25 protein-coding genes and 1 pseudogene are annotated in these 25,622 nt (G+C 64.9%); 10 read left to right on the top strand and 16 right to left on the bottom strand.

Annotated features, from left to right (window positions below; translation table 11 throughout):
* Positions 1-16: 16 nt before the first annotated feature.
* Both MHEC_RS03380 and MHEC_RS03385 read right to left on the bottom strand, forming a co-directional pair.
* Complete coding sequence (locus MHEC_RS03380) at positions 17-958, bottom strand: TIGR03619 family F420-dependent LLM class oxidoreductase (protein ID WP_048889782.1); 942 nt, start codon at positions 956-958, stop codon at positions 17-19.
* Positions 955-1,782, bottom strand: a complete 828-nt coding sequence (locus MHEC_RS03385; protein ID WP_048889783.1) for a mycofactocin-coupled SDR family oxidoreductase — start codon at positions 1,780-1,782, stop codon at positions 955-957. The genes MHEC_RS03380 and MHEC_RS03385 overlap by 4 nt, the downstream gene beginning before the upstream one ends.
* 137 nt (positions 1,783-1,919) lie before the next feature.
* Here MHEC_RS03385 and MHEC_RS03390 point away from each other — a divergent pair, with 137 nt between their 5' ends.
* Complete coding sequence (locus MHEC_RS03390) at positions 1,920-2,750, top strand: enoyl-CoA hydratase/isomerase family protein (RefSeq protein WP_048889784.1); 831 nt, start codon at positions 1,920-1,922, stop codon at positions 2,748-2,750.
* A gap of 38 nt (positions 2,751-2,788) precedes the next feature.
* Here the strand turns inward: MHEC_RS03390 and MHEC_RS03395 are convergent, their stop codons facing one another.
* The 4 genes from MHEC_RS03395 to MHEC_RS03410 are packed head-to-tail and all read right to left on the bottom strand — an operon-like array spanning position 2,789 to position 6,686.
* On the bottom strand, positions 2,789-3,568 hold the full coding sequence (locus MHEC_RS03395; protein ID WP_048889785.1) for an SDR family oxidoreductase: 780 nt from the start codon (positions 3,566-3,568) through the stop codon (positions 2,789-2,791).
* Positions 3,569-3,584: 16 nt separating this feature from the next.
* Complete coding sequence (locus MHEC_RS03400; RefSeq protein ID WP_083569484.1) at positions 3,585-4,676, bottom strand: acyl-CoA dehydrogenase family protein; 1,092 nt, start codon at positions 4,674-4,676, stop codon at positions 3,585-3,587.
* Complete coding sequence (locus MHEC_RS03405) at positions 4,673-5,821, bottom strand: acyl-CoA dehydrogenase family protein (RefSeq protein WP_048889786.1); 1,149 nt, start codon at positions 5,819-5,821, stop codon at positions 4,673-4,675. The genes MHEC_RS03400 and MHEC_RS03405 overlap by 4 nt, the downstream gene beginning before the upstream one ends.
* Before the next feature lie 10 nt (positions 5,822-5,831).
* A complete protein-coding gene (locus MHEC_RS03410) occupies positions 5,832-6,686 on the bottom strand; it encodes an SDR family oxidoreductase (protein WP_048889787.1) in 855 nt (284 codons plus the stop codon).
* A 101-nt stretch (positions 6,687-6,787) separates the two neighbouring features.
* Between MHEC_RS03410 and MHEC_RS03415 the strand changes: the two genes are divergently transcribed.
* Genes MHEC_RS03415 through MHEC_RS03425 form a run of 3 tightly spaced genes read left to right on the top strand, consistent with a single transcriptional unit; the run spans position 6,788 to position 9,988 of the window.
* Complete coding sequence (locus MHEC_RS03415; RefSeq protein ID WP_048889788.1) at positions 6,788-8,011, top strand: Zn-ribbon domain-containing OB-fold protein; 1,224 nt, start codon at positions 6,788-6,790, stop codon at positions 8,009-8,011.
* A complete protein-coding gene (locus MHEC_RS03420) occupies positions 8,008-9,168 on the top strand; it encodes a thiolase C-terminal domain-containing protein (protein WP_048889789.1) in 1,161 nt (386 codons plus the stop codon). The genes MHEC_RS03415 and MHEC_RS03420 overlap by 4 nt, the downstream gene beginning before the upstream one ends.
* A gap of 10 nt (positions 9,169-9,178) precedes the next feature.
* Entirely contained in the window at positions 9,179-9,988 is an 810-nt protein-coding gene (locus MHEC_RS03425) for an enoyl-CoA hydratase/isomerase family protein (RefSeq protein ID WP_048889790.1), read from the top strand.
* Between the two features lie 16 nt (positions 9,989-10,004).
* Here the strand turns inward: MHEC_RS03425 and MHEC_RS03430 are convergent, their stop codons facing one another.
* The 5 genes from MHEC_RS03430 to MHEC_RS03450 all read right to left on the bottom strand — a co-directional run bounded on the left by MHEC_RS03430 (position 10,005) and on the right by MHEC_RS03450 (position 15,029).
* Positions 10,005-10,850 (bottom strand): PaaI family thioesterase, encoded by an 846-nt coding sequence (locus MHEC_RS03430; protein ID WP_048889791.1) that lies wholly within the window; start codon positions 10,848-10,850, stop codon positions 10,005-10,007.
* Positions 10,851-10,867: 17 nt separating this feature from the next.
* Positions 10,868-11,608: a FadR/GntR family transcriptional regulator gene (locus MHEC_RS03435; protein WP_048889908.1), complete on the bottom strand. Its 741-nt coding sequence runs from the start codon at positions 11,606-11,608 to the stop codon at positions 10,868-10,870.
* Between the two features lie 95 nt (positions 11,609-11,703).
* Entirely contained in the window at positions 11,704-12,846 is a 1,143-nt protein-coding gene (locus MHEC_RS03440; protein WP_048889792.1) for an acyl-CoA dehydrogenase family protein, read from the bottom strand.
* An 18-nt stretch (positions 12,847-12,864) separates the two neighbouring features.
* Positions 12,865-13,815 carry an acyl-CoA dehydrogenase family protein gene (locus MHEC_RS03445; protein ID WP_048889909.1) on the bottom strand — a complete coding sequence of 317 codons (951 nt, stop codon included), beginning with the start codon at positions 13,813-13,815 and terminating at the stop codon, positions 12,865-12,867.
* A gap of 20 nt (positions 13,816-13,835) precedes the next feature.
* Positions 13,836-15,029: an acyl-CoA dehydrogenase family protein gene (locus tag MHEC_RS03450; protein ID WP_372507382.1), complete on the bottom strand. Its 1,194-nt coding sequence runs from the start codon at positions 15,027-15,029 to the stop codon at positions 13,836-13,838.
* Between the two features lie 98 nt (positions 15,030-15,127).
* On the opposite strand from MHEC_RS03450, the gene MHEC_RS03455 reads away from it, so the two are divergent.
* The 6 genes from MHEC_RS03455 to MHEC_RS03480 all read left to right on the top strand — a co-directional run bounded on the left by MHEC_RS03455 (position 15,128) and on the right by MHEC_RS03480 (position 20,860).
* On the top strand, positions 15,128-16,624 hold the full coding sequence (locus MHEC_RS03455) for an aldehyde dehydrogenase family protein (RefSeq protein WP_048889793.1): 1,497 nt from the start codon (positions 15,128-15,130) through the stop codon (positions 16,622-16,624).
* Between the two features lie 14 nt (positions 16,625-16,638).
* Complete coding sequence (locus MHEC_RS03460) at positions 16,639-17,850, top strand: CaiB/BaiF CoA transferase family protein (RefSeq protein WP_048889794.1); 1,212 nt, start codon at positions 16,639-16,641, stop codon at positions 17,848-17,850.
* A gap of 2 nt (positions 17,851-17,852) precedes the next feature.
* The gene (locus MHEC_RS03465; protein ID WP_048889795.1) at positions 17,853-18,803 is read left to right on the top strand and encodes a VOC family protein; all 951 of its coding nucleotides are present in this window, start codon (positions 17,853-17,855) and stop codon (positions 18,801-18,803) included.
* Positions 18,804-18,824: 21 nt separating this feature from the next.
* The gene (locus MHEC_RS03470) at positions 18,825-19,622 is read left to right on the top strand and encodes an SDR family oxidoreductase (RefSeq protein ID WP_048889796.1); all 798 of its coding nucleotides are present in this window, start codon (positions 18,825-18,827) and stop codon (positions 19,620-19,622) included.
* An 85-nt stretch (positions 19,623-19,707) separates the two neighbouring features.
* Complete coding sequence (locus tag MHEC_RS03475; protein WP_048889797.1) at positions 19,708-20,520, top strand: SDR family NAD(P)-dependent oxidoreductase; 813 nt, start codon at positions 19,708-19,710, stop codon at positions 20,518-20,520.
* A gap of 115 nt (positions 20,521-20,635) precedes the next feature.
* Positions 20,636-20,860, top strand: coding sequence for a hypothetical protein (locus tag MHEC_RS03480; RefSeq protein WP_048889798.1), 225 nt, complete (start codon positions 20,636-20,638; stop codon positions 20,858-20,860).
* 58 nt (positions 20,861-20,918) lie between these two features.
* Here MHEC_RS03480 and MHEC_RS03485 read toward each other — a convergent pair whose 3' ends face one another.
* The 5 genes and pseudogenes from MHEC_RS03485 to MHEC_RS03505 all read right to left on the bottom strand — a co-directional run bounded on the left by MHEC_RS03485 (position 20,919) and on the right by MHEC_RS03505 (position 25,575).
* On the bottom strand, positions 20,919-21,830 hold the full coding sequence (locus MHEC_RS03485) for an SDR family NAD(P)-dependent oxidoreductase (protein WP_172442171.1): 912 nt from the start codon (positions 21,828-21,830) through the stop codon (positions 20,919-20,921).
* A pseudogene (locus tag MHEC_RS03490) lies at positions 21,823-23,030 on the bottom strand (acetyl-CoA hydrolase/transferase C-terminal domain-containing protein). Before MHEC_RS03490 ends, MHEC_RS03485 begins: the two are co-directional and overlap by 8 nt.
* A complete protein-coding gene (locus MHEC_RS03495) occupies positions 23,027-24,181 on the bottom strand; it encodes an acyl-CoA dehydrogenase family protein (RefSeq protein WP_048889800.1) in 1,155 nt (384 codons plus the stop codon). Before MHEC_RS03495 ends, MHEC_RS03490 begins: the two are co-directional and overlap by 4 nt.
* 1 nt (position 24,182) lies before the next feature.
* Entirely contained in the window at positions 24,183-24,422 is a 240-nt protein-coding gene (locus MHEC_RS03500) for a hypothetical protein (RefSeq protein WP_235434721.1), read from the bottom strand.
* Position 24,423: 1 nt separating this feature from the next.
* The gene (locus MHEC_RS03505; RefSeq protein ID WP_099869294.1) at positions 24,424-25,575 is read right to left on the bottom strand and encodes an amidohydrolase family protein; all 1,152 of its coding nucleotides are present in this window, start codon (positions 25,573-25,575) and stop codon (positions 24,424-24,426) included.
* Positions 25,576-25,622: the final 47 nt, after the last annotated feature.

Here is a 25,622-nt window from a genome sequence, read left to right on the forward strand (position 1 = left end):
CGCCTACGTCGGTTCGTCAGCCGACGTAGGCGCGCTGTTGATCGCGACGCGTCCGGATGACGGTGTCGCTGAAGGCGGTGAGGTACTCGGTGGCGGCACCCACCGATGAGGCGTCGACATGCACGATCGCCCACGTCGCACCGAGGCCGGCGAATTCGTCGAGGCGCTCCAATGAGCGCGTGACCGAGTCATGTGCATCGAAGTTGACGACCGGGACGTCGATCTGGATATCGACGCTGGCCGGATCGTGGCCCGCGCTGGACAGCTCGGCGCGCAGTTGCTCGACGGCCCGACCGAACTTCGTCGGGCTATCGATGACGGCGGTGCGAATCGACGACGCCATCGACGGTGGTGCGATGACCGGGCACCAGCCCTGGCCATAACGCACCACTCGCCGACGGGCGGCCTTGCCGTTACCGCCGATCCAGATCGGCGGATGGGGGTGTTGCACCGGGCGGCTAAGCCACATCGGCCCAGTCGCGGCGAAATCGTCTCCGATAACCGGCTCGTCAGGCCGTGTCCAGATCCGTACGAGGGCGTCCAGGCCGCTATCCAGCAAAAAGGCGCGCTGATCAAAAGCCACCCCAAGTGCCGAAAACTCCGAGCGTAGGTAGCCCGCACCCACCCCTGCGATCAACCGACCTCCCGACAAGATATCCAGGCTGGTAAAGGTTTTGGCCGCCAGATACGGGTTGCGGAACGGAAGCACGTACAGGTTCGTCATGACACGGATGCGCGTGGTGACGGCGGCGATGTAGCTCAGGGCGAGTGCCGGCTCGAAGGTGTCGTGGCCGCCGGAGTGTCGCCACTTGGCCGACGGGGCTGGATGATCGCTGAACGCGATGGCGTCGAAACCAGATTCCTCGGCTTGAACCGCCAGTCGCGTGATCAGATCCGGTGCCAGGAATCCCGGAGCAGCATCTGGGATCTCGCTAGGGTACTCGAGCGTGAACTTCACCGGCGAATGTCCATGCCGGCGTCGACCTTGAGCACGCTGCCGGTGAAGCTGCGCCCATACTCAGAGATCAAGAACAAGATTGCATTTGTTACATCCTTGGGTTCGATCATCGGAAAATCGGGTAGCGCGGTCTGCATCGCGTTCACCAGGTGCGGGGTTTGCTCGATCACCTTGAACAGTGCCGGGTTTTCGGTGATCATCGGTGTCGCACAGTTGGTTGGCGCGACCCCGTTGACCCGGATCCGTTCTGGCGCCAAGAAATTGGCATACGACCGCACCAGGCCGGTGATCGCAAGCTTTGACATGTTGTAGGCGTCGGTGCCACCCCGGCCGTCGGTCAGGTCAAGCAATGCCGCCATGGAGCTTGTCGCGACGAGGTTTCCGCCCTGCCCGCGTTCCCTGAGATGTGGGATCGCGACCTGGAAGGTGTTCCATACACCGATCAGCATGACGTCGATACCGAGCCGTAGGGCTTCGGATGCGTCGCGCTCGTCGGGATTGGTCAGGATGACTCCGGCATTGGCGATTACCGTGTCGATATGACCGAACTGCCGCACACCTGCGTCGAACGCGGCCCGCAGCGCGGCGCCATCGCGCACGTCGGCCTTGCGAATCACCATGCCGCGGCCGGTCTTCTCGACCAGACGTGCGGTCTCCTCAAGATCCTCCATCGTCCCGAGCTGGTAAGGCACCATGTCAAGGTCTTCGCAGATGTCGACGCCGACAATGTCGGCGCCTTCCTCGGCGAAGGTCACCGCGTGTGATCTGCCCTGCCCGCGCGCGGCACCGGTAATGAACACAACGCGACCATCCAACAAGCCCATTGCACTTCCTCTCCGTTGACGGTGCAGCCGGGTCGTCGGATCGAATCCTACAACTAGTTTAATAATTAGCAAAGGTGAATCAGCCGCACACACGATGCGGCCGAGAGTCACAAACCAGCACCCCACAAGGAGCACACATGTCGCCATCCCGCGACGGCAGCAGTCCCCGACCACCTGATGACGACTGGTTGGGCACGCCGTTTCTGACATTCACCCGGCAAGGCCCCTTCGCGATCTGCACGATCGATCGACCGGAGGCGCGAAACGCCCTGACCCCCGCAATGTATTTCGGCATTCGCTACGCGATCAGCAGGGTCAACGCCGACGACGGACTTGCCGGTTTGCTGATCACCGGGACTGGCGATGTATTCGCCCCCGGCGGCGACTTGGGCCAGGGTGGTGCCGACGACTGGATGGACTTCGCATCCACCCTGTCCATGGATGTGACGCCGTTTGACACCTTGCGTACCTCAGCCAAGCCCGTGGTCGCCGCGGTTAACGGGCTATGCCAGGGTGGGGGACTGCAGATCGCGCTGTGCAGCGACATGGCTGTCGTCAGCGAGCGCGCGACCTTCCGGGTGCCGGAACTTTTCCGCGGGATCGCCGACACGTACTACAGCCAGATGCTGGCCCGCACCATCGGCCCGGTCCGCACCCGTGACTTGATGTTCACCGGCCGGGTCCTGACCGCCCGGGAGGCACTCGACTGGGGGATGGTGGCGCGCGTGGTTCCTCACCACGAGCTACTCGAATCCGCACGCGAGGTCCTCGCGCAATGCTGTCGGACGGCGCCTGCCGCCAGGGCTTCGATCAAGGCGAGCCTGGACAACTATGTGGGCCTGTTCGACCGCATCGGAATGCAGAGCAGCCTCACCGGTCCCGAGGCCCGGGAGGGATTTCGCGCCTTCAAGGAGAAGCGTTCACCCGAATGGGTCCATGCCGACTTGAGGATTGATGGCCGGCTGTAGGCCCCGCGTGCTTGCGGCAGATTCTGTTCCAAGCCAACCTATTTGGGCGCGAACCGCTGGGCACCGTCCAATCGCAGCACTTCACCGTTGACATAACCGTTGGTGAGCAGGAACACCGCCGCATCCGCGAATTCGCTCGGTTCGCCCAATCTGCGGGGAAACGGGACATTAGCAGCGAATTGCGCGATGGCTTCTTCGCCCACCGACTCCATGATCGGCGTTTTCATGGTTCCTGGGGCGATGGTGTTGACCCGAATGCCGGCTGCGCCCAGATCACGCGCCGCGGCAAGCGTCAGCCCGATGACGCCGGCCTTCGCCGCGGCGTAAGCGCTCTGGCCGATCTGGCCTTCGTAGCCGGCGATCGATGCGGTCAGCACTAGCGCACCGCGCTCACCGCCGTCGCGCGGCTCGGCTGCCGCCACCGCGGCTGCCACCAGCCGTGCCAGGTTATAGGTGCCGTTGAGATAGAGGTCGATCGTCTTGGTGAATCCGCCGAAATCGGCTGGGCTGCCGTCGCGCTGGACGATGCGTTGCGCAACACCGAACCCGCCATGCGCGACAACGGCATACCGCAGCGTTCCGAGATTGTCAGCCACCTCGATAGCGGCGCGGATGCTGTGCTCGTCGGTGACGTCCGTGTCGACATATGCGGCCCGCGGGCCAAGCTCGTCGGCAAGCGCTTTGCCCTTGTCTTGGGCAACGTCGGCGATAACGACGGCAAGGCCCTCGGCGTGCAAGCGTCGTACCGTTGCCTCACCCAATCCACCGGCACCGCCGCTGACGATTGCCGACGCGCCGTTGAATGCTGCTACTGTCACTTCTTCTCCTTACCAGCTAACCGGCCAGGTTGGCGCCGATGATGATGTCCCAAGGGTCTTTGGCGCCGAGCGCGATGTGGCCCAGCGTGCGGGCCTGTCGGCTGGTGCCGCCGAACTCGCCGGCCCAGCTCTGCGCCCGCATCGTGAACAGCCACAGATGGTGTTCGGCGGTCACGCCGATCGCGCCGTGCAACTGATGCGCAATGGCGGTGACCCGGGCTACCGCGCGGCCGAGCACCACCTTGGCGACCGTGATCGCGTACTCCGTCGGTGCGGTGCCGAATCCGTAATCGGTTGCTGCCGCGACGGCGAGCGTCGCGGCAGCACGGGCCCGTTCGATCTCACCGGCCATCGCGGCCAAGGCGTGCTGGACCGACTGAAACGTGCTCAGCGCACGGCCGAACTGGACACGCTCGCGGGTGTGGGACACCGAGGACTCCGCCGCCGCGTCCAACGCGCCGATAACCTGGACGCATCGCGCCCAAGCGCCGCGCTGCAGCAGCTCGGCGCCCACCGAGGCATCGAGCAGGCGGAATCGATGCACCGGCGTGTCGAAGTCCACGCGATCGCGTGGCTCGCCAGCCAGATTGTGGCCGTCGGTGATCTTCACCTGGCCAGCATCGGTCACCGCGACGTGAACGCCGGCGGGGCTACGGGCGGCGAGCACCACCGCGGCCGATGCCCGGGTCCACGGCACATCGTTCGCGGCTCCGGTGATCCGGCTTCCGGCCGGCTTGGCGTCCGCGATCGCGACGGTCAATGGACCGGGGGGCGGCGTGAGGCCGGCCTGCTGCGCCAGCCAGGCCGCAAGCAAATCCGTTTCGGCGAGCGGCACGGCACCGGCGCGGCGGGCCAGCCCGCGCAGCACGGTCGCCAGCTCGGCGGGTCCCGCGCCGAGGTCGGGCGTACTGGTCAAACGGGTCAGTCCGCTGTCCTCCAGGTTCGCCCACAACGCCTGGTCAAACTGCTCGGGTAGCCCGCGGTGGCCGAGACGGGCGTCGAACGACCGACGGCCGATGTCGTCGACCAACTGGCGCAGTTCAGCAATATCGTCGTCGCCGATCGATACGTCAAAAACGCCGCCCGCCAGGGCTTTTTGGGCACTCACCGCAAGCCCATCCCGCGCGCCACGACGGAGCGCAAAACCTCGTTGGTGCCGCCGCGCAGCGTGAACAACGGGCGGTGCAGCCGGCCCGCTCTAAGCAGCGCCTGCAACGCCGGATCGGGTGAGGCATCGCCAAGCAGGTTGGCGACTAGGTCGACGGACTCCTGCTCGAATTGGGTGCCCAGGTCTTTGACCAGCGCCGCCTGGTTGGCGACCTGTTGGCCGTCGGCCAGGGCACGAGCCACCGACACCGATAGTTGCCGCAGCGAGATCAATTGGGCCATCAGTTCTCCCACAGCGGCGGCGATATGGTCATCGACCTCGGGACGATTCGCCAGCTCTCGCACCGCCGCGATGATCAGCGGAGCCGTGGAAAGGAATCGCTCGGGCCCGCTGCGCTCGAACGACAGCTCCGATGTGACCTGACGCCAGCCGTCGCCGATCTCACCAAGCACATCGGCGTCCGGCACGAACACGTCGTCGAAGATCACCTCGTTGAAATGGTGCTCGCCCGACATCAGGACCACCGGGCTGATCGTCACTCCGGGTGAATCACAGGGCACGAGGAACTGGCTCAACCCCGCGTGGCGATGCGCCGGGTCGACGGGGCTGGTGCGCGCCAGCACCACGATCTGGTGTGCACGATGTGCGCCGCTGGTCCATACCTTGGTGCCCTTGAGCAGCCAGCCGCCGCCGGTTCGGGTGGCCTTAGTCTGCACAGCAGCCAAATCGGATCCGGCGCCCGGTTCGCTCATTCCAATAGCCGAATAGCACCGGCCGGCAGCAATTTTCGGTAGCAAACGCTGCCGTTGCTTTTCATTGCCGTAGGCCAGCAAAGCGGGTGCGAGCTGGCGGTCGGCGACCCAGTGGGCGGCCACAGGGGCGCCCTGGGCGAGCAGCTCTTCGGTGACGACGTAGCGGTGCAGATGACCCAGCCCGCGGCCGCCGTAGCGCGTGGGAATGGTCAGCCCGAGGAACCCCGCGTCGCCGAGGCGTTTGGAAAAGTCTTCATCCCAACAGGACAGCCAGGAGTCGACGGCCGGATGCCAATCGAACTTGGCGCGGTCGGCATGCAGGAATTCACGGATCGACACCCGTAGTTCGGCCAATTCAGTGTCATTGGCGCACAACGCGTCGAAGGAGTTCATCGTCGGCGGCTTACGCGGTAGGCAGCGGTGTCGTCGACAGGTAGAAGTTCGGCGTGAGGTCTTCTTCGCGCGCAGCCAGCCGATAATGCGAGAAGTCTTCGATACCCTCGTCGCGGAGCACTTGTTCGTCGGTGAAGAAGTTGCCCGTGCAATCGGCGGACGGCCGGGTCACCAGAGCATGCACGGCATCGGCCATGATCTGCGGACCGCGGGCCTGGCAACGTACCGCCGCCTCTCCCAGCGCGGCTATCATCCCGGTGCTCGCCACGGTGGTCGCCGGCCACAGCGAGTTGACCGCGATCGGCACCGAAGCGAACTCTGCGGCCCACCCGAGCGTCAACAGGCTCTCAGCGTACTTGCCGACGGTGTGCCCCACATGTGCCCCGACCCAAGAAGGATGCAGGTTCACCGGTGGGGAGATGTTAACGATGTGCGCATTCTGCGAACGCCGCAAATGCTCGAACGCGGCCCGGACCACCGCGAATGGCCCCTTGACATTGATCGCCAGCAGCCGCTCGAAGCTCGCCGGCGGCAGCTGCGGGGTGCTGCGCAAATCCAGGGCCCCCGCGTTGTTGACCACGACGTCGATGGCTCCGAACTTCTCGGCCACTGCACCGATGGCGGCGCCGACGGCGTCGGCATCACGAACGTCACACTTCACCGGCAGTGGCTGGCCACCGGCCGCGCGGACCGCCTCGGCCGTCTCGGCCAGAGTGCCGGTGATCTTGGGATGGGGTGCATCGGTCTTGGCGATCAGCGCGACCCTGGCGCCGTCGGCCGCCACCCGGACCGCAATCTCGCGTCCTATGCCCCGGCTGGCGCCGGTGACCACGACGACGCGGTCCTTGAGGCTGCGGTCCCGCACGGTGTCTCCCTCCCGCGGATGTTATCCTTGGCGCCAAATGCTATAACTATATAGCTTATTTAGGCGGGCATCGGGCGGGCCCCGTTAAGGGAGCGAACGGTATGACGGAGATCGTCGGGATTGGCACATATCTGCCTCCCTGGAGCAAAGGCGGCCGCCGGGTCAAGGGGCCCGACGAAGACGCGGTGACGATGGCGGTGGCAGCCGGGCGGGCCGCTGATCCCACGGGATCGGCCAAGCGTGTGGTTATGGTGTCGCGCGACTTCCCGCTGCTCGAAGGCGACAACGGTGCGGTGTTGCTGGCCGGACTGTCGTTGCCGGCTGATGTGCCGGTGACCGAGGTGCTTGGCGGTGCACCGGCCGTTCTTGACCAGATCATCGCGGGCGTCGACGGCATGCTCGTGGTCGCCGCCGATGACTCGGACACTGCCGTGGGCGCCGCAGCGGTGCTGATCGGCGGATCTGGTGCGACACTTACGGCAGTCGCGCGCCAAACCAGAAGCCTGCCTATGCAGCTCCGCACCGGTGATGGCCGCCGGCACACCTACACCGACCCTCGGCTGCAGCGCGAGGTCGGCGTCAAGTCCACGCTGGCGCGACTGGGAGTGACCGGCACCCCGGCCGTTGCGGCGGTGGCCGGTGTGAAGGCGGCGCAGCTCGGTCATCGTTTCGATGTTTCCGCGGCGGTCGAGGAGCCCGCGACCTCGGCGGCTGCGGTGATCCGCGTGATCGCCGAGGCCATCGACAACGACAAGGCCGGCATGGTGCTTGCGGTCGAGCAGTCGAGCGTTACTGCTGCCGAGCTATGCCTCGGCGCACGACCGCCGCGCATTACCCGCGACGAAGCCCCTGCCCGAGAATTACCTGTATTTCGGATCGCCGAAGGCACCGGGATCCCGATCTCATTGCCGGCGTACGCTCGCGCTTTCGAATCCAAACTTCGTTGGCAGGCAGCGGTTTTCGACCAACAGCCGGGTATCGACGGTTCGCCGGTGTTCCCGCCGCGGGTCCGCGTGGACTCCGCTGGCGGCCTGGCCACCGACTACCGGCTGGAAGCGCTGCCGCGCACCGGCACGGTCTACACGCAGGCGACGGTCCAGTTCCCGGTGCCCGATCTACCCAGCCCGTATTCGCTGGCGGTGGTGCAGCTCGACGACAGTCCGGTGCGCGTGCTGCTCAAAGTCACCGGTGTGCCGGCCGGCGAGGTCAGCATCGGGGAGTCGGGTTCGGTGGTGTTGCGCAGGATCGCCACCCGCGCCGGCATCCCGGACTACGGTTACGCGTTCTGGCCGGGTAAGCAACTCCCACAAGGAGCGTCCGCATGAGAAGAGTTGCCATCGTTGGCGCCGGAATGACGCCGTTCGCCGAGCATTTCGAACTTGGGATCAAGGATTTGGTGCCGATGGCATACGCCGAGTGCGTGGCACATGTCGACAAGGGCATCGACAAGTCGGAGATCCAGGCCGCCTGGTTCGGGGAACTGTCCACCACCGACGGCTTCCCGTCGGGCATCCTGGCCGACACCCTTGATCTCGTCGACATCCCCGTCACCCGCATCGAGAATGCCTGCGCCACCGGCAATGACGCGATCCGCAACGGAACAATAGCCGTCGCGTCGGGGCTGTATGACGTGGTGCTCGTGGTCGGCGCGGACAAGGTGCGCGAGACCGCGACCGATACCACGTTCTGGGAATGGGCGGCGTTTACCCGCGATAGCGCGTGGGATTATCCGCTGGGTCTGGTGGCCCCGGCCAACTTTGCGCTACATGTTAACCGCTACCTGCACGAATCGCCGGCCACCAAAGAGCACATGGCGATGGTGGCCGTCAAGAACCATTACCACGCGCTGAAGAACCCCAAAGCCCAACTACGTTACGAGATCACCGTCGAGCAGGTGCTGGCCGCGCCGATCGTGGTCGACCCGTTCGGGTTGTATGACTGCACGCCGCAAAGCGACGGCGCCGCGGCGGTGATCCTGGCCGCCGAAGACGTGGTCGATCGCTACACCGATCGGCCAGTGTGGGTGCGCGGCGTGGGGATTGGCATGGATCGGGTGATGCACCAGCACAAGGCGGACATGACCACCTTTCCGCCGACGGTACGCGCCGCCAAGGCCGCGATGACCATGGCCGGGGTGACCCCGCATGACGTCGACGTCGCCGAGGTCCACGACTGTTTCACCGGCGTCGAGCTGATCAGCTACGAAGACCTCGGCTTCGCCAGCCGGTTCGAGGCGTACAAACTGGTCGAGGCCGGCGAGACCTACGTCGGCGGCTCCATCCCGGTCAACCCGAGCGGAGGGCTGAAGGCCAAGGGACATCCGCCCGGAGCCACCGGGGTGGCGCAGTGCTATGAACTGTTCAACCAGCTTCGCGGCGAGGCCGAGAACCAGGTTGACGGCGCGCGAATAGCTTTGGCGCACAATGTCGGCGGTCCCACCGCGGTGTCGGCCGTGACCATTCTCTCGATTGACAAAGACTGACGGGAGCCTGATGACCACGTCACAAGTTGCGACCCTGCCCGGTTACGAGGCCTTTGCCCCTTCGCTATTGGTCGAAAAGATCGGCGCGGTGCACGTGGTCAGCATCAACCGGCCGGAAGCGTTCAACGCCGTCGACGAAGCGGTGCACAAGGCGATGACCGGCATTTGGCGGGTGCTGCTCAACGATGACGATGTCCGGGCTGTGGTGACAACCGGTGTCGGCAAGGCATTCTCGGCAGGCGGGGACATGGTGATGTTCGGCCGGCTGATTGAAAACGCCGAGGCGCGGGCCGAACAGATCGCCGATGCGCGCACGGTTTTCACCGAGTTGATCAACTTCGGCAAGCCGCTGGTGTCTGCGGTCAACGGGCCCGCGGTCGGACTGGGTTGCTCGATCGCGCTGCTGTCGGATCTGTTGGTGATGGGGGAGAGCAGCTATCTCGCCGATCCGCACGTCGCTGTCGGGCTGACGGCGGGCGACGGTGGCGCAGCGATGCTGCCGCTGCTGATCGGCATGATGAAGGCCAAGGAGTATGTGCTGCTCGGCGACAAGATCACCGCGCCGATCGCCAAGGAATTGAACCTCGTCACCCGGGTGGTCGCCGATGACAAGGTGCTGGAGGAGGCGCTGGGCCTGGGTGAGCGGCTCGCTGCCCTGCCCGCGCAGGCGGTGCGGTCCTCCAAGATCGCGCTGAACATGCACCTGAGCCGCGCGGCGCTGGGAGTCCTGGAGTACGCCTTGGCCGCGGAGTACACGTCGTTCTCGACCCAGGAATTCAAGGACCGGGTGGCAGCCTTTCGGGCGCGTGCCAACAAATAAGTCCAACAACTGGCGCTCAGCGGTAGGCGGTGACGCGTGCCGCGACCGCGACCCTGCCATCGTCCCCGAGGGCCACGGCGTCGGCGACCGCGGTGCCCCGGCCGATCCGCAGCGGTGTGGCTTCGTAGCGGGAGCGCTCCCCGGCGTAGAAGGGGCGCAGGAAATTCACCCGCACCGAGGCGGTGCGCATCGGTGGGCCGCCGCGGCTGTTGGTGGCTGCCGACGCCGCCAGCTCCAGGCCGGCCGAGGCGACTCCGCCGTTGATGACGCCGATCGCGTTGTTCAGGATCGGATCGACGCCTTGCGACAGCACCCGCGTACCGTCTGTCGTCGGCTTGATGGTCACGGCCATCAGCTCGGCCAGCGGGGTGTGGGCGGTTTTGACCAAACTGTCGGCCGGGCCCTCTAAGGTCACGTCGTCGGTCGGGATGAAATATGACCGCACCGTGGCCCCCCCTATCACCACGTCGCCGCAGGTGAGCGTGCAGAACGACAATGAACTGGAGCCTCTGGGGCCCAGCGGGCGCCCGGTTGCCGTCACCGGCACGTCCGGATCGGCCGTTGCAAGCTCGCTGCCTTCGGGGCTGAGTTCCAGCGCCAACTCGCTAGACACAGTCCATTCGTCGATCTCTCGTCGGAAGTGGTTGACCAGGCCGCTGACAGCATCAACCAGGATGGCTAGCGGCCCGATCGTCGGCAGGCCGGTGAACGGGTTGCGCATCCCGGCGATCGGCATCGACATGGTGGCCGTGGCACCGGCGACGTCGGCGTCCACAACGTCGATAGCGAACCGCCGCAGCAGCGTGTCGGGTGTTTCGATGTCGGGCTGGGGGGCCCAGTGGTGTTCGGGCCGAGCGCTCATCGCGCGACCGGATGCCGTCATTCCAGCAGGTCGACGACCGTCGACAACTCGGCGCCAGTGAACAAAAACTCCTCGGCTTTTCGCAGATGTCGGCTCCACAGCTCGCCGGCGCGCTCGGCCTCGCCGGCCTTGATCATGTCCACGATCATCCGGTGGGTTTTGGCCGACTTCCGCGCCGCCTGCTCGGCGCGGGCGCCGGTGGTCGGCTGCAGTGATCGGTTGGCCTTCTCGATGATGTGGTGCAGCATCTCGTTGATCATCTGCAGTGTCTTGTTCTCCGAGAGCCGGGAGATAGCGGCGTGGAAGTCGGTTAGTTGGTCGACGGCTTCGGTGCCCGGCTCAAGCTGGCTTTCGGCCTCGACGATCTCCTCGAGCTCGGCGATCACGGCAGGGTTCCGCTTCGTGGCAAGCTGCACGACCACGGGCACTTCGATGGTCACCCGGGCGTCGTAGACGTCCTTTAATGTGACGCCCTCGTACTCGAGGATCAGGCCGGCGTAGCGGGCCAGCGTCTGGCGCCGCGGGCGGGTGACTCGCGCACCACCGCGCACCCCGCGCTCGACGTTGATCAGTGATTCGGACTCCAGTACCCGAAACGCTTCCCGTAGCGTGGGCCGGGAGACGCCGAACCGCTCCATCAGCTCGGATTCCGGTGGCAGCATGGTGCCTTCGGCGAGTTCGCCGCGGACCATCATGCGGCGCAGCACGGTGGCCACCCGTTCGGCCATCTTCGGTTCCCGAAGGCTGTTGACCTCCACGTTGCCGCTCCTTCCGCTGGCGATTGCGCCGAAAGTGCGATTCATTTAACTGTCTTCCAGGTTAACTGACGCGTGGGTAACACCTCGCATCATGGTCAGTACCCCATTGCCCGGCCCATCAGGTCCTTCATGATTTCGGTGGTGCCGGCGTATAACCGCTGCACCCGCGAGTCGCGCCACAGCCGGGCCACCTCGTACTCGTTGATGTAGCCGTAACCGCCGTGCATCTGCAGGCATCGGTCGACGATCTCCCACTGGATCTCCGAGGTCCACCATTTCAGCCCCGCGGCATCCTCGTCGGTGAGCGTGCCGTCATTGGCGGATAGCACGCACTGGTCCAGGTAGGTCTGGGCAACATCGAGCTTGGTCTGCATCTCGGCGATGAAGTGCCGGTTGACCTGGAACTTGCCGATCGGCTGACCGAACGCGGTGCGTTCACGTGCGTAGGCCTTGGTCAATTCGAGCGCCCTGCGCGCCGCCGGGACGGCGTAACAGGCCACCCCCAACCGTTCGGTCGCCAGGTGTGAGACCAGATGGTAGAAGCCGCGATTGAGCTCGCCGACAAGGTTTTCTTTCGGTACTCGGACGTTGTCGAAGAACAATTCGGCGGTGTCGGCGGAGTGCTGACCGATCTTGTCGAGCTTGCGGCCACGGGTGAAGCCGGGCATGCCTTCTTCGATCATCAGCAGGCTGATTCCTCTGTGCCCCGCAGCGGGATCGGTCTTGACCGCGGTCAGCACCAGCGTGGACAGCAGACCGTTGCTGATGAACGTCTTCTGACCGTTGACCACCCAATGGTCGCCTTCGTCGCGGGCGGTGGTTTTAATGCCTGCCAGGTCTGAGCCGGCGGCCGGCTCAGACATCGCGATCGAGCCGATGTGCTCTCCGGCAATGAATTTGGGCAGCCAGCGTTGCTTCTGTTCCTCGGTGGTCAAGTCGTTGAGGTAGGGCACCAGGATGTCGTTCGCCACGCCGAACCCAAGGCCGACTGAGCCGGTGGCGAAGAATTCCTCGGCCATGATCTGGTTAAACCGGTAGTCGGTGACGCCGAGGCCGCCGTATTTCTCCGGCAGCGCCCACCCAATCAACCCGTGCTCGCCCGCAGCGCGCCAGGCTTCGCGGCTGACCTTGCCATCGCGCTCCCATTTTTCGACATACGGGGCACATTCGCGCTCGAAGTATTCCCGCGCAGTTGCCCGGAAGTCCTCGTGGACCTGTTCAAAGATGTTGCGGCGCAAAACAATCCTCCAGTCTGGTTAGCCCAAGTCGATGATGGCGGGTAGCGCACGACCGGGGGAGTAGGTCTCGAAGAGCCGGTCAGCCAGCAGCGCCTCGAGCTGTTGGTAGGACCCACACAGTGCATCGATCTGAAACCCGCGGGCCACGCACCGGTGCAGTTCATGCTCGGCGGTCAGCCCGATGGCGCCGCACACCTGAAGCGCGGCGTCGGCCACCTCCCGATGCGCCCGTCCGGCGGCCGCCTTGGCGGTCTGAGCCGACATCCGCCCCCCGTAGCGCCAGGTCTCACCCAGCAGCGCCCGGGCGCCCTCCAGGGTGGCCGCAGCGTCGGCCAGCGCGTGTCGCGGCGACTGGAACGAGCCGATCGGCATCCCGAACTGGACGCGGCCGCTGATGTGGTCCACCGCGATCCGCAACGCCCGGTCGGCCACCGCGACCAACTCGGTGGCCAGTGCACGGTGCGCCGCCGAGATTGCCCGGTTCCATTCGGTGGATGCCTCGATCAGCTCGCCGTCGAGCGCACCTGACACGTGCGACCAGCACACCGAGGCGTCGAAAGTGTTCAGTCGCTGAGAGGTCAGCCGGTCCGCGTCGACGACGCCCACCGATACCGTTCCCATAGCACCCGATACCGGCACCACCATGCGGCCCCGTGGACATCCCACGACGATGCCGGTCACCTGGTCCTCGGCTGAGCCGGGAGTACAGCCATCGGCGAGGTTGGGCAGCACGATTCCGTCAGCCGGTTCGTCGAGCAGCGCGGTCAATTCGGCCAGCATGACTCGATCCAGACAGTCGGTGTGGGCTAATGTGCGGCCCTGGGCGCGAAACAACAGTTCACACGACTCAACGGGGTATTCGGCCTCGATGTCCGACCAGCCCAGCTCAGCCAGGCGCGGCCCGATGGCGACGTGGTCTGATTTGTCGGCCAGCTCCTCGAAGAGCCGAAACACCGCTTCCTCGATCATCGGCCAGGATTCGTCGACACTCACCGCTTCTCCTTCGGCAGGCCCAGGATGTGGTCGGCGATGATGCCGCGCTGGATCTCGGCGGTGCCGCCCATGATCGTCGCCGCGCGCGAATACCACCATTCGGCCCGCGCGGTGTCGAGTTCGTCGCGGCTCGACGAAACCTGCCCGTCGCAGCTACCGGCGATCATCCATTGCCGCTGCACATCGAGGATGAGGTCGTTGACCGCCTTCTCTGCCTTGCCGAACAGCAGCTTGTCGACGCTGCTGGCCGGCCCCACGGTGTCGCCGCGCGCGAGCGCGCGGACAGTGGTCGCGGTGCGCGCCTGTGCGGCCACGACGTCGATGTACACGCGGGCAAAGCGCTCGCGGGCGCCGGCCGAGGCGCCGCGGGTGGCCATGTCAGCGCGCAGCCTGCCCAGCTCGGTCAGCACCTTGTTAAGCACCGCGTAGCCGTACATGCCGCGTTCGAATTGCATCAAGTGCATCGTCACGGCCCAGCCGCCGTCGATGTCGCCGATTACTCGGTCCCGGGGCACCCGCACATCGTCGAAGAAGACTTCTGCGAGCTCACGTCGGCCGCTCGCCAACGCGATTGGGCGGACGGTGACCCCGGGGCTGTCCACATCGACCATGAACATCGTCAGGCCGCGGTGGCGGCTCTCCAGTGCGCCGGTGCGGGCGAGCACTAGCAGCCTGGTGGCCGTCGGTCCCTGGCTGGTCCAAATCTTGGTGCCGTTGATGACAAAACCGGCACCACCGTCGGCGACCGCCCGGGTGCGCAACGACGCCAGGTCGCTGCCCGACTCCGGTTCGGAGAACCCCTGGGCCCACCACTCCGAACCCCTCAGATACGCCGGCAGGTGCCGTTCGGCCAGCTCCGGCGCGAACTCCAGCAGCACCGGGCCCAGCACTTCCAGCGTCCAGTGCTGTGCGGGGATGGGCAGCATCGCGTGGCCGAGTTCCTCGTAGTAGACGGCCCGGTGAATCTCGTTGCCGCCCAGGCCGCCGGCCTGCTCGGGCCAGCCGAACCGGTTCCAGCCGGCGTCATAGAGTCGAGCCATCACCCGGGCGTCGTGGGCCAGGCCGTCTTCGGTGCTGCTGAAAAAAGCCTTTCGCCAATCGTCCGCCCAATCCAGACCGGCTAGATAGCGTCGGAAGTCTTGCCGATACAGCGCGACATCCCCGACGTAGTCACGCCGGCGTTCGGTCACCGCGGACGACAAGGTAACCTCCGGATAATCCGATAAACAATTAGCTATAAGCAGTAGACTAGACCACATCCCGTGTTCGCAAGCGAGAGGTTGGGCCAATGTCGGTTTCACCGGTCGCCGCCGCCACCGTCCAATTCAACCCGGAAACGCGTCTGTACATCGACGGTCGACTGCGCGAGTCGTCGACCGGCAAAACCGCCGACAACATCAACCCGGCCACCGAAGAAGTGCTCGGTGTGTGCACCGACGCCGGTGTCGACGACATGGAGGAGGCGATTGCCGCAGCGCGCCGGGCATTCGACGTCACCGACTGGTCGACCGATCGCGAGTTCCGTCAACACTGTCTTCGGCAACTGCATAACGCACTGCAGGAGGAGAAGGAGGACATGCGCGCCGAGCTGGTCGCGGAGGCCGGCGCGCCGATCAGCTCCACCTATATCGCGCAACTCGACTGGCCGCTGGCCGACGCGGTGCGCTGGCCCGCGGAGTTCATCACCGAATTCCGATGGGAGCGGATGCTTGATCAGGACGCCAAGATGGGCGTGCCCTACAACCGTATGGTGGTCAAGGAACCGATGGGTGTGGTCGGGGCCATCACCCCGTGGAACTTCCCGTTCGAAATCATCAGCAACAAAATGGGTCAGATCCTGGCGACCGGGAACACGATGGTCCTCAAGCCAGCGATCGAAGCGCCGTGGAGCGCGCTGCGCTGGGGGCGAATCATCGCCGAGAAGACCGACATTCCCGCGGGCGTGGTGAACATCGTGCCCGCCTCCGACAACGACATCGCCCAGCGGCTGCTCACCGACCCCCGCATCGACATGATCTCCTTCACCGGATCTACGGCCGTAGGCCGGCTGATCCAGCGGCTGTCGGGCGACACCATGAAACGTAATCTGCTCGAGCTGGGCGGAAAGTCAGCCTACATCGTGCTCGATGATGCCGACATGTCGGTCGCGCTGCCCGGCTGCATGGGCGCCTTGATCCACTCTGGGCAGGGTTGTGCGCTGGCCACCCGCATGTTGGTGCCCCGCCATCTCTACGACCAGGCCGTCGAGGTAGCGACCGCGACATTCGCCGCAGTCGGCTGCGGGGATCCGGCCGATCCGGCTAACTTCTGTGGTCCGCTGATATCGGCCAAGCAGCGCGACCGGGTGATGGACTACATCGCGATCGGCAAGCAGCAGGGCGGGCGGGTCACGGTCGGTGGCGGCGCGCCGCAGGGCTGCGAACGCGGGTATTTCGTCGCACCAACGATTTTCGCTGACGTTACGCCGGACATGAAGATCTTCCAAGAGGAAATCTTTGGCCCGGTACTCACGATCACTCCCTATGACGGCGGCGACGACGGCGCGGTAGAGCTGGCCAACAATTCGATGTATGGGCTGGCCGGGACGGTGATGGGCTCCAACGAGCGCGCGATGGCCGTTGCCCGCCGTATCCGAACCGGCTCGGTAAACGTCAATAGCGGCTTGTTCTACGGCGCCGATGCGCCGTTCGGCGGCTACAAGATGAGCGGTATCGGCCGGCAGAACGGCCTGGAGGGCTTCGAACAGCATCTGCAAACCAAGGTCATCGCCTATCCGTTGGCCTGACAAGTGAAGGAACCATGACCGACATTCTCAGCGGTATCCGGGTAATCGAACTCGCCTCCTGGTCTTTTGTTCCGTCGGCCGGCGCGGTGCTGGCCGACTGGGGTGCCGACGTCATCAAGATCGAGCACCCAGAGACGGGAGACCCGCAGCGGGGCCTGATCAGCTCGGGCATCGTCGCCGGCGCCGGCGCTGTCAACCATTTCATCGAGCAGCCGAACCGAGGCAAACGCAGCGTTGGTCTGGACACGTCCAACCCGCAGGGTCACGAGCTACTCATGAAGCTGGTCGAGACCGCCGACGTTTTCCTCACCAACCTGCTACCGGATTCCCGGCGGCGGATGGGGGTCGACGTCGAGCAGCTGCGGGCACGCAACCCCAAGATCATCTACGCCCGCGGCCACGGATACGGCACCAAAGGGGAATTGGCCGATCACGGCGGCTTCGATCTCGCTGCCTACTGGGCGCGCGGCGGAATCGGTCACGCGTATGCGCTCGGTGACGGGTCCTATCCACCTATCCAGCGGCCCGCATTCGGTGACGTGTACGGTGGGCTGGCGATCGCCGCCGGCATCGCTGGAGCGTTGGTCAAGCGCGAACGCACCGGCGAACCGTCGGTCGTTGACGTATCGCTGTTGGGTGCGGCGATCTGGCAACTTGGGCCCGATATCGTCGGTGCGGGCGTCACCGGAGCCGACATCCCGAAATTCCAGCTGGAGGACATGCCCAACCCGGTAGCGAGCATCTACAAGACTCGAGACGGTCGCTTCATCGCGTTCGTGCTGCTACAGGCCGACCGGTTCTGGGCGGACTTTTGCAAGCGAATCAACCGGCCGGACTTGATCGACGACGAGCGCTACGCTAACGCGGCGGTTCGCTTCGCGAATCGCGCCGACTGTATCGCCGAGCTTCGCAAGACCTTCGAGTCAGAAGATCTCGCCCACTGGGAGAAGGCGTTCGCCGGGTTCGGCGGTGTGTGGGACGTAATGCGCACCGCCCACGAAGTGCACGCCGACCCGCAGGTCCTGGCCAATGGTTACCTGCCCCGGACCACCGACGCGAACAACAACGAGTTCGCCTTGGCCGCAAGCCCGGTGCAGTTCGACGAAACCGCGCTGCAGTTGCGCCGCGCGCCGGGTCACGGCGAGCACACCGATGCTGTGCTGGCCGAACTCGGTTACAGCGAAGACGAGATCATCGACTTCAAGGTGAAGTCGGTGGTGTTGTAGCAGTGCCGGTCTCCGAGCATCTGGCGCGGCGGTTTTTGCACGTCAACCTCAACTGTGCGTCGCTGAGTGTCACCGAGAGGCTGTATGGGCAGCAGCTTGGCCTGTCCGCGCGGATGCGGACCGATCCCACGGTGGCCACGGATGGTAGCATCCTGGGACTCGCTGGCCAAACATACTGTGCCACAGCGTTTCTCTATGATGCCAGGGGTGGGCGCGCTGGTTGCGCGTTGGAGGCCATCGAGTATCGCAGCCCGCCACTGGAACCCGATCCGAGCAGCGACCCGACGCGCCCAGGTATCCGGTCGGCTCTGATGACCATCGCCGACTTGGCGGGTACGGCAGCAATTTTGCGGAACGCCGGCGGCATTGTCGGGGACCCGGTTGACGGGTTGATATCGGGCGCCACGTCAGTGCTGGTATGCGACCCCGACGGTGCCGTGATCGAACTGGCCGGCAGGCCTGCCGGTATCGGGCCGGGCCGAGCAACATTCGATGGGATACGCATCGCGGCCATCGACGCCTCTGCGACCGCGGGCTTTCTGACCGCCATCGGTTTCGCCGAGCTGAAGCCGCCGACACGCACGAAGGTTGCAGCCGAGCAGCTCGCTCCCGGTGGTTCCACTGAGCCTGTTGACTGCGTAGTCGCCCGCTTCGGCTTACCCGAGGATGGCGAGCAGTTCAGCCTCACCGTGGTGCAGCATCCCGACACCGCCCGCCACGATCCGGTGCCCTGGGGCGGTAACCGCCAAGGCCTCTACCGCTGTGCGCTGCGAGTCGAGAACCTCGAGAAAGCGTTGTCACTGCTGCCTAATTCCGTTGAGCGACAGGGTGAACCGGTGTGGTGTCCGCTGCCGGGCACCAAGATCGACGGGCTCTATATCGCTTTCCTTCGCTCACCCGACGGCGTGGTGTTCGAGTTCGTCGAACGGCCGTTGAAGCACTTCGGCCACTAGCTCGCAAGGGAAGGAGTTCTTGTGGATCTGGGCATCAAGGGCAGGGTGGCTCTGGTTGTCGGCGGCAGCAAGGGCATCGGGTACGAGGTTGCCAAAATGCTGGTCGACGAGGGGTGTCCGGTGGCGGTCGTCGCACGGACCCGCGCCGATATCGATGCCGCGGTCGAAGACCTTCGGCAGCGCGGAGGTGACGCGATGGGTGTGTCGGCCGATATCACCCAACGCGTCGATGTCGACAATGCTGTTCAGCAGGTCCGCGACCAGTTGGGCCCGCCGCTGATAGTCGTCGGGCAGACCAAGTACCTGCGAACCGGTGACTTTGCCGATATCACCGACCCGCAGCCCTACCGCGAGTCCTTCGAGGCCTACACCATCAGCCAGTTCAATCTGTTGCATGCCGTGCTGCCCGGCATGCGGGATGCCGGATGGGGCCGATTCGTGCACGTCGGATCGGCGACGGCCAAAGAACCCACCGGAAGCATTCATCACGTGGTCGCCAACGCCACCCGCCCGTCGACCATCGGCCTGCTCAAGACGGTCGCCGACGAGTACTCGCGCTATGGGATCACCGTCAACACGGTCGCCCCCGGGTGGATCGAGACCGACAACGCGATCGATTACGTCAAGAACCATGTAGGACTGCATACCGACGAGCAGCGGCGCGAGTTCATGCTCACCCAGGCCCGGGTACCCGCCGGGCGGATGGGCAAGCCGGCTGAGATCGCGTCGCTGATCGTTTACCTGTGCTCTGAGCACGCCGGATACATGACCGGCAACTGGATCGAGGTGGACGGCGGCCTGCACCGGTCCGCTTTCTAAGGAATTCGGCGGCCGCCGCGCACGGCAACCGGTCGTGTATTCGCGGGACGAGCACCAAACAGGAACAAGTTGCCAGGGGGTTGGAGTGGATCTGGGTCTTGCCGGGGCGACCGTTTGTGTCCAAGGCGGCAGCAAGGGCATGGGCCGTGCTGCGGCCGAGTGCTTCGCCGCGGAGGGTGCCCGGGTCGTCGTGATGGCGCGTGAGCAACATGCCCTTGATGAGACCGTTCAACGACTAACGGAGTTGGGCAGCCCCGAGTCGTTCGCTGTTTCGGTCGATGTGGCTGACGCCAACGCCGTCGAGGCCGGTTTCGCGAAAGTGGCTCAACGCTGGGACCAACTGAACGCCTTGGTGTGCGCTGCGGGACCGGCGGTTTCGCAACTTGGCTGGGAACATGTTTCCGACGAGCAGTTCATCGATGCCTACGTGCTTGGCGCATTAGCGGCGGTACGTTGTGCACGTGCTGCGCTGCCCCTGCTACGCGCAGCCGGGTGGGCGCGCATAGTTAACGTGTCGGCGATGTCGGCACGTAGCCAGGGGCATGGCCTAATCGAATACACGGCCGCCAAGGCCGCATTGAACAGCATCACCAAGAATATGTCGCTTGAACTTGCGCCTGAAGGCATTCTGTGTAACACGGTGTCACCCGGCACATTTATTAGCGACCAGATGCGTGGCCACATTGCTTCTCTGCCGCCCGAGCGTGGGGTGCGAGCCGATGATCCCGACTCGGTGATGCGTTATATCTCTACTACCTTCGGTGTCCGCGCCGATCTGGGCCGCGCTGGCGTGCCCGATGAAATAGGTCCGGTGATCTGTTTTCTCGCATCCCAGCGCAATACCTACACGACTGGGGCGAACATCAACGTTGACGGCGGCTCGGCCTTCTACGCGTAGCTGCGTGATGCTCCAAGGCAGCGAATGTTTATCGACGAAGTCAATTGGGGAGGCACCTGCCTCGCCACACCTGGCGCTGCAGCAAGGAGCGATAAATATCGCGTTGGAAGCGGCGATGACCGATGAGTTCGAACGGGTTTTGCAGACTGCCGATCTGCAAGTGGATCACTACACGGTGATGTTTGTAAAGCCCGGTGACGTAGGCCCGTTCGTGGGCACCGCCACGCTGGTCGGTGCGCAGGGGCCGAGGATTGGCATCGAGTCGACACTGGTCGACGAAGGCAGCGGCGGCCGCGTTGTCGCCACCTCCTTGGCAGCATTCCATAGACTCGGGCCATAGCCACGGGCCATCGGATGGCACCACCGGCGAAGCTCCATCGTGCGCTGCGGGGCCTCGCTCAGCTAGCTGGTAGCGGGCCGGCCAAACCCCGTGGCGATGTGCCGTATAGCCAGCTCACCGCCTGGCCGATCTCGGAGAACCGCAGGCTTGCACCGTCTTTGGCATGGTAACGCTGCGGGGCTTCGGTAAAGCCTTCGATCCGGATCAGCTTGTGGCCGTCGATCCTCAAGATCTGTCCGGTGAGCCACGAGGATTCCGGTGACTGCAGCCACGCGACGACGGCAGAGCTGCGGGCGGGGTCCAATGCGGGATCGGTGGCCCGTTCACCGGCGAAGAAGTCTTGGCTGATCCGGGTGACCGCCAGCGGTGAAATCGCGTTGACGGCAACACCGTAGCGGCGAGTCTCCATGGCGGTGACGACGGTGAGGTTGGCGATCGCGGCCTTCGCCGCGCCGTAGGCGCTTTGCCCGACGTTGCCCCACAGTCCCGCCCCGGACACCGTGTTGACGATGTGTGCGTCGATCTGGTTGCCTGCCTTGGATTGTGCTCGCCAGTACTCACACGCATGCTTGGTTACCGCAAAGGTGCCTTTGAGGTGAACGGCGATCACAGCATCCCAGTCGGCTTCGGTGGCATTGACCACCGTGGCGTCCCGCACGATGCCTGCGTTGTTGACCACGCCAGTGAGGGTGCCGAACGTCTCGACAGCCGTGTTCACCATATCGGCGGCGTCAGCCCACACCGACACCGATCCGGTGTGGGCGACCGCTTTGCCGCCGGCTGCTTCGATTTCGGCGACGACTGCAGCCGCCGGTGCGGCTTCACCACCGCTGCCGTCGCGGCCCACACCTGGGTCGTTGACGACGACCGCAGCACCTTGCTCGGCAAGTGCAAGGCAGTGTGCGCGGCCGATGCCGCGACCACCGCCAGTGACCAGAACGACACGACCGCTCAGCGGACCTTCAGGCATCGGTGGCTTGCTCCCAATTGCTGAACAAATCGGTGATCAGGTTGCGACGGCGCGGCCAATCCGCACCCCGCAGATCGGCACAACCAGATTCGGTGACGATCAGGTCGACGTGGTAGGCGGGTGTCGATGCGGGCCGGCTCAGGGCTTGCACCAGCGGGGAACGCCCCTTGTAGCTGGATGGGACCGCGATGATGGACAGCCCGCCGCGGCTGCAGGACGCCGCGGCGCAGTAATCGGGGTGTCCGCCGATACCCCCGAACACGTTGTCACCGACGCCTTCGACGTTGATCTGTCCGACGGGGTCGATTTCGATCGCGGTGTTAACCGCGATGAACGGGGTCGCTGCGCGACAGGCGGGTGATGTCGTGAGTATGTTCGATACCTCGCAGGATCGGCTTGCCGTCGGCCCAGTTGTAGAGGGTTTCGCTGCCCAGCAGATAGCTCGCCGACGGTGTTGCGGCCAGCAGACCACGCTTGTCCAGGTCGACCACGGCGTCGGTGAGAAGGCCCGTGTCGATGCGCAGCGGTACTGTCGTCCGCGACAGCAGCGCGGTACCTAGTTGGCCGGGCCCGTACTGCAGCCGCGCCCCCCTCGGGGACGAAACGAAGCACCGCGTCGGCCAGCGCCTCGTGGACGGGTTCGGGTTCCTTGTCCGGGATCAGGATCGGTCCATCGCCCGTGCGGCCGACGAGGGTGACCTGTTCCGGATCAACCGGGGCTTCGGCGCTGGCGGTGGGGGCGGTGGTATCGATGATCGCCAGCACCGGCACACCGGATTCCACGAGGCCACGCTGCCAGGACACTTCGGTGCCGAAATGCAGCCGTCCGCTGCGGTCGACCAGACGGGTGATCAGCACGTCGGGTCGAAGGCTGCCGGCCAACAGCGCGGGAATAGCCGACAGCGGTGTCGGGACGAAACGAGCTGGGGGACAAAGTAATAGATCGCGAAGACCCCACCCGGGCATCAGCGCGATCACGTCGGCGAAGGCGTCGGGGTCGATGCCGTAAAGCGGGGCCGGCATCCAGCCCAGCACCAGCCGCACCCCGCCGATCTGCCGGGCCGCGTCCGACAAGACCGCGCCGACGGGCCGGCCGTCCTCGAGGGTGCGTATTGCGCCGACGCCATCGCCGAGAGCAACGGTTCCGCCGGCCGGCAGCAGCGTCCGGAGCGTCCTGGAAAGTTCCGATGTCGTCGTCAATGCGGCTCCTTCGGCAGCCCCAGCACGCGTTCACCGAGGATGTTGCGCTGGATCTCACTGGTGCCACCGAGGATCGTTTGGGCTCGACCGACGAGCATCGCTCTTACCAGCTCGTCGTCTGCGGGGTCCACACAGGCGTCGGCGCCCAGCACGTCGGTGGCCATGTCGGCGAGGTCGCGGTCCGTTTCGGAGGCCATCAGCTTGAGCACGGAAAAGGCCGGAGAGGTGAGGTCTCCGTCCTCGAGGGCCCGCTGCCAGGTGAAGCGCAGCAGCCAGATCCGAGCCCACAGTTTGGTGAGCGACCGGGCGACCACCGGATCGAGGTTGTCGTGGTCGCGCGCCGCCTGCACCATCCGCTCGTGCAGTTTGAACATGCCCACCGCATTGGCGCCGATGGTGAGCCGCTCGCGTCCCAACGTCACCAGCGCGATGCTCCAACCCTGGCCGACCTCGCCGATGAGCGCGTCATCGGCCAGCTCGAGGCCATCGAAGAAGACCTCGTTGAACTTGCTTTCGCCGTCGATCTGTCTCAGCGGGCGTACGGTGATGCCGGGAGCGTCCATCGGTACGATGAACATGCTTAGGCCCCGGTACCGATCGGGGCCGGTGCGGGCCAGCAACAGCCCGAAGTCCGCCGAATTGGCAGCCGAACTCCACACTTTTTGCCCGCCGATCCGCCAGCCGGTGGCGGTCTTTTCCGCACGGGTGCGCACTGCGGCCAGATCCGAGCCAGCGCCGGGTTCGGAAAACAGCTGGGTCCAGATATGGTCACCAAGCCGGATCGGTTCGAGGTATTTCGTCTTTTGCTCGGCGGTTCCGAATTTGATGAGCACAGGGCCGACGAGATCGACGCCAGTAATGGCGAGCTGACGGGGCACCCCGGCCCGCGCGCATTCCTCGGCGAAGATCGCCTGGTAGGCCACTGATGCATCGGCGCCCCCGTATTCCACTGGCCAATGCAGGCAGACGTAGCCGTGCTGAGCGAGGTATTTGTGCCAGGCCCGGCCTGCCTCGACGTCGGTTTGCGCCGGGGTCGGCCCGTAGTTACGCAGCCCGGTGGGCTTGGGGGCGCCTTCCAAGAACGCACGGATGCGGGATCGGAGGGTCTGGAGATCCTGCGCGTCCTCCGCGCCGTCGATTGTTACCGACACATCAATTCCCGGTGAGATACCCGTCGTACTCGCCGCGAATCGATTCCATCGCGTGGACGCGTCGGGAGAGCAGCGTGATTTCCGCCTTGGCATCTGGGGTCTCGGTCCGGAGCCGATCGAGTCTTGCCCGGGTGCGGCCGATCTCCTCGATCAGTCGTTTCCTCGCTTCGGCTTTGGTCAACAGGTCCTGGTCGGCCCAATCGTCGACCGGCAGCTGTTCGGTGCTTGTCGGGTCGGTCAATTCAGGCTGCTCTCGGAAAGTTATAGAACTCGCGGGCATTGAGCTCCACCATGCGGTGCACTTCGTCGTCGGGAACGTTTTTAAACGTCTCGGCCGCACGTTCACGGCTCTGCGGCCAAAACGAGTCGGAGTGTGGGTAGTCACATTCCCACGTGATCTGGTCGACACCGATCGTGTAGCGCACATCGACGCCGAAGTCGTCCTCGATGAAGCAGCCGTGGAAATGTTTTTTCCACAAGTAGGTCGGTGGATGGTCCTGGTTGATGTTGTTGTAGAAGCGATGCTTTCGCCACACGCTGTCGGCCCGCTCCAGAATGTAGGGCAGCCAACCAATTCCGCCCTCGGACAAGCCGATTTTCAGCTTCGGGTGCCGGTAGAGGGTGTGGCTGAAAAGCCAGTCGGTGAGCGCCGTCATCGACATCGTGCCCATCAGCACGATAAAGACCGCAAATGGGGCGTCCGGCGCGATCGGCGGCGGGAAGCCGCCAGAGCCGAAGTGCTGGGCCAGCACCAAGCCGGTCTCCTCCATCGCCGAAAGCACAGGATCCCAGTGATCGGAGTGCACCGACGGCAGGCCCAGCTTGTCGGGAAGGTCCGGAAAGGTCACGCACTTGGCGCCCTTTTCGGCGACCCGGTAGATCTCCTTGACGCTGGCGTCGATGTCCCAGAACGGAATCATCGCAACCGGAATGAACCGGTCAGGAGCGGTGGCTGCCCATTCGTCGAGATGAAAGTCGTTCCAGGCCTGCGAACATAATTTGGCCAGTTCCTTGTCCTGGCCCTCGGCGAAGACCGCGCCGGCGAACCGGGGAAACGACGGAAAGCAGGTCATCGCCTGCACCCCGTCGATGTCCATGTCGGCAACCCGCGCCTTGGGGTCGTAGCAACCCGGGATCATGTCGTCGTAGCGCACGGGCTCGATGCCGTACTCCTCGGGCTTCTTGCCGGCCACTGCGTTTAGCCCGATGTAGGGATAGATGCGGCCCTCGTATTCCCACACTTGGCACATTTGGCCGGTGTCGGGCCGTTCCCATTCGATGATCTTCGGCCCGGCCTCCAAGTACTTCCTGGGCAGCCGGTCGCTCCACACCTTCGGGTGCTCGATCAGATGGTCGTCGACAGAGATCAACTGCATCCAGGGCTGCAACGGCATCGGTGCCTCCTCGCACGACCGCTATACAGAAAAACATTTAGTTATTT

This window comes from Mycobacterium heckeshornense, from assembly GCF_016592155.1.
GTDB classification, from domain to species: domain Bacteria; phylum Actinomycetota; class Actinomycetes; order Mycobacteriales; family Mycobacteriaceae; genus Mycobacterium; species Mycobacterium heckeshornense.

Coding starts and splice junctions, on each gene's coding strand:
- MHEC_RS03385 (WP_048889783.1), bottom strand. CDS start 1,782: ATGGGCTTGTTGGATGGTCGCGTTGTGTTCATTACCGGTGCCGCGCGC.
- MHEC_RS03390 (WP_048889784.1), top strand. CDS start 1,920: ATGTCGCCATCCCGCGACGGCAGCAGTCCCCGACCACCTGATGACGAC.
- MHEC_RS03405 (WP_048889786.1), bottom strand. CDS start 5,821: ATGAACTCCTTCGACGCGTTGTGCGCCAATGACACTGAATTGGCCGAA.
- MHEC_RS03415 (WP_048889788.1), top strand. CDS start 6,788: ATGACGGAGATCGTCGGGATTGGCACATATCTGCCTCCCTGGAGCAAA.
- MHEC_RS03420 (WP_048889789.1), top strand. CDS start 8,008: ATGAGAAGAGTTGCCATCGTTGGCGCCGGAATGACGCCGTTCGCCGAG.
- MHEC_RS03425 (WP_048889790.1), top strand. CDS start 9,179: ATGACCACGTCACAAGTTGCGACCCTGCCCGGTTACGAGGCCTTTGCC.
- MHEC_RS03430 (WP_048889791.1), bottom strand. CDS start 10,850: ATGAGCGCTCGGCCCGAACACCACTGGGCCCCCCAGCCCGACATCGAA.
- MHEC_RS03445 (WP_048889909.1), bottom strand. CDS start 13,815: ATGATCGAGGAAGCGGTGTTTCGGCTCTTCGAGGAGCTGGCCGACAAA.
- MHEC_RS03455 (WP_048889793.1), top strand. CDS start 15,128: ATGTCGGTTTCACCGGTCGCCGCCGCCACCGTCCAATTCAACCCGGAA.
- MHEC_RS03460 (WP_048889794.1), top strand. CDS start 16,639: ATGACCGACATTCTCAGCGGTATCCGGGTAATCGAACTCGCCTCCTGG.
- MHEC_RS03480 (WP_048889798.1), top strand. CDS start 20,636: ATGACCGATGAGTTCGAACGGGTTTTGCAGACTGCCGATCTGCAAGTG.
- MHEC_RS03485 (WP_172442171.1), bottom strand. CDS start 21,830: ATGCCTGAAGGTCCGCTGAGCGGTCGTGTCGTTCTGGTCACTGGCGGT.
- MHEC_RS03505 (WP_099869294.1), bottom strand. CDS start 25,575: ATGCCGTTGCAGCCCTGGATGCAGTTGATCTCTGTCGACGACCATCTG.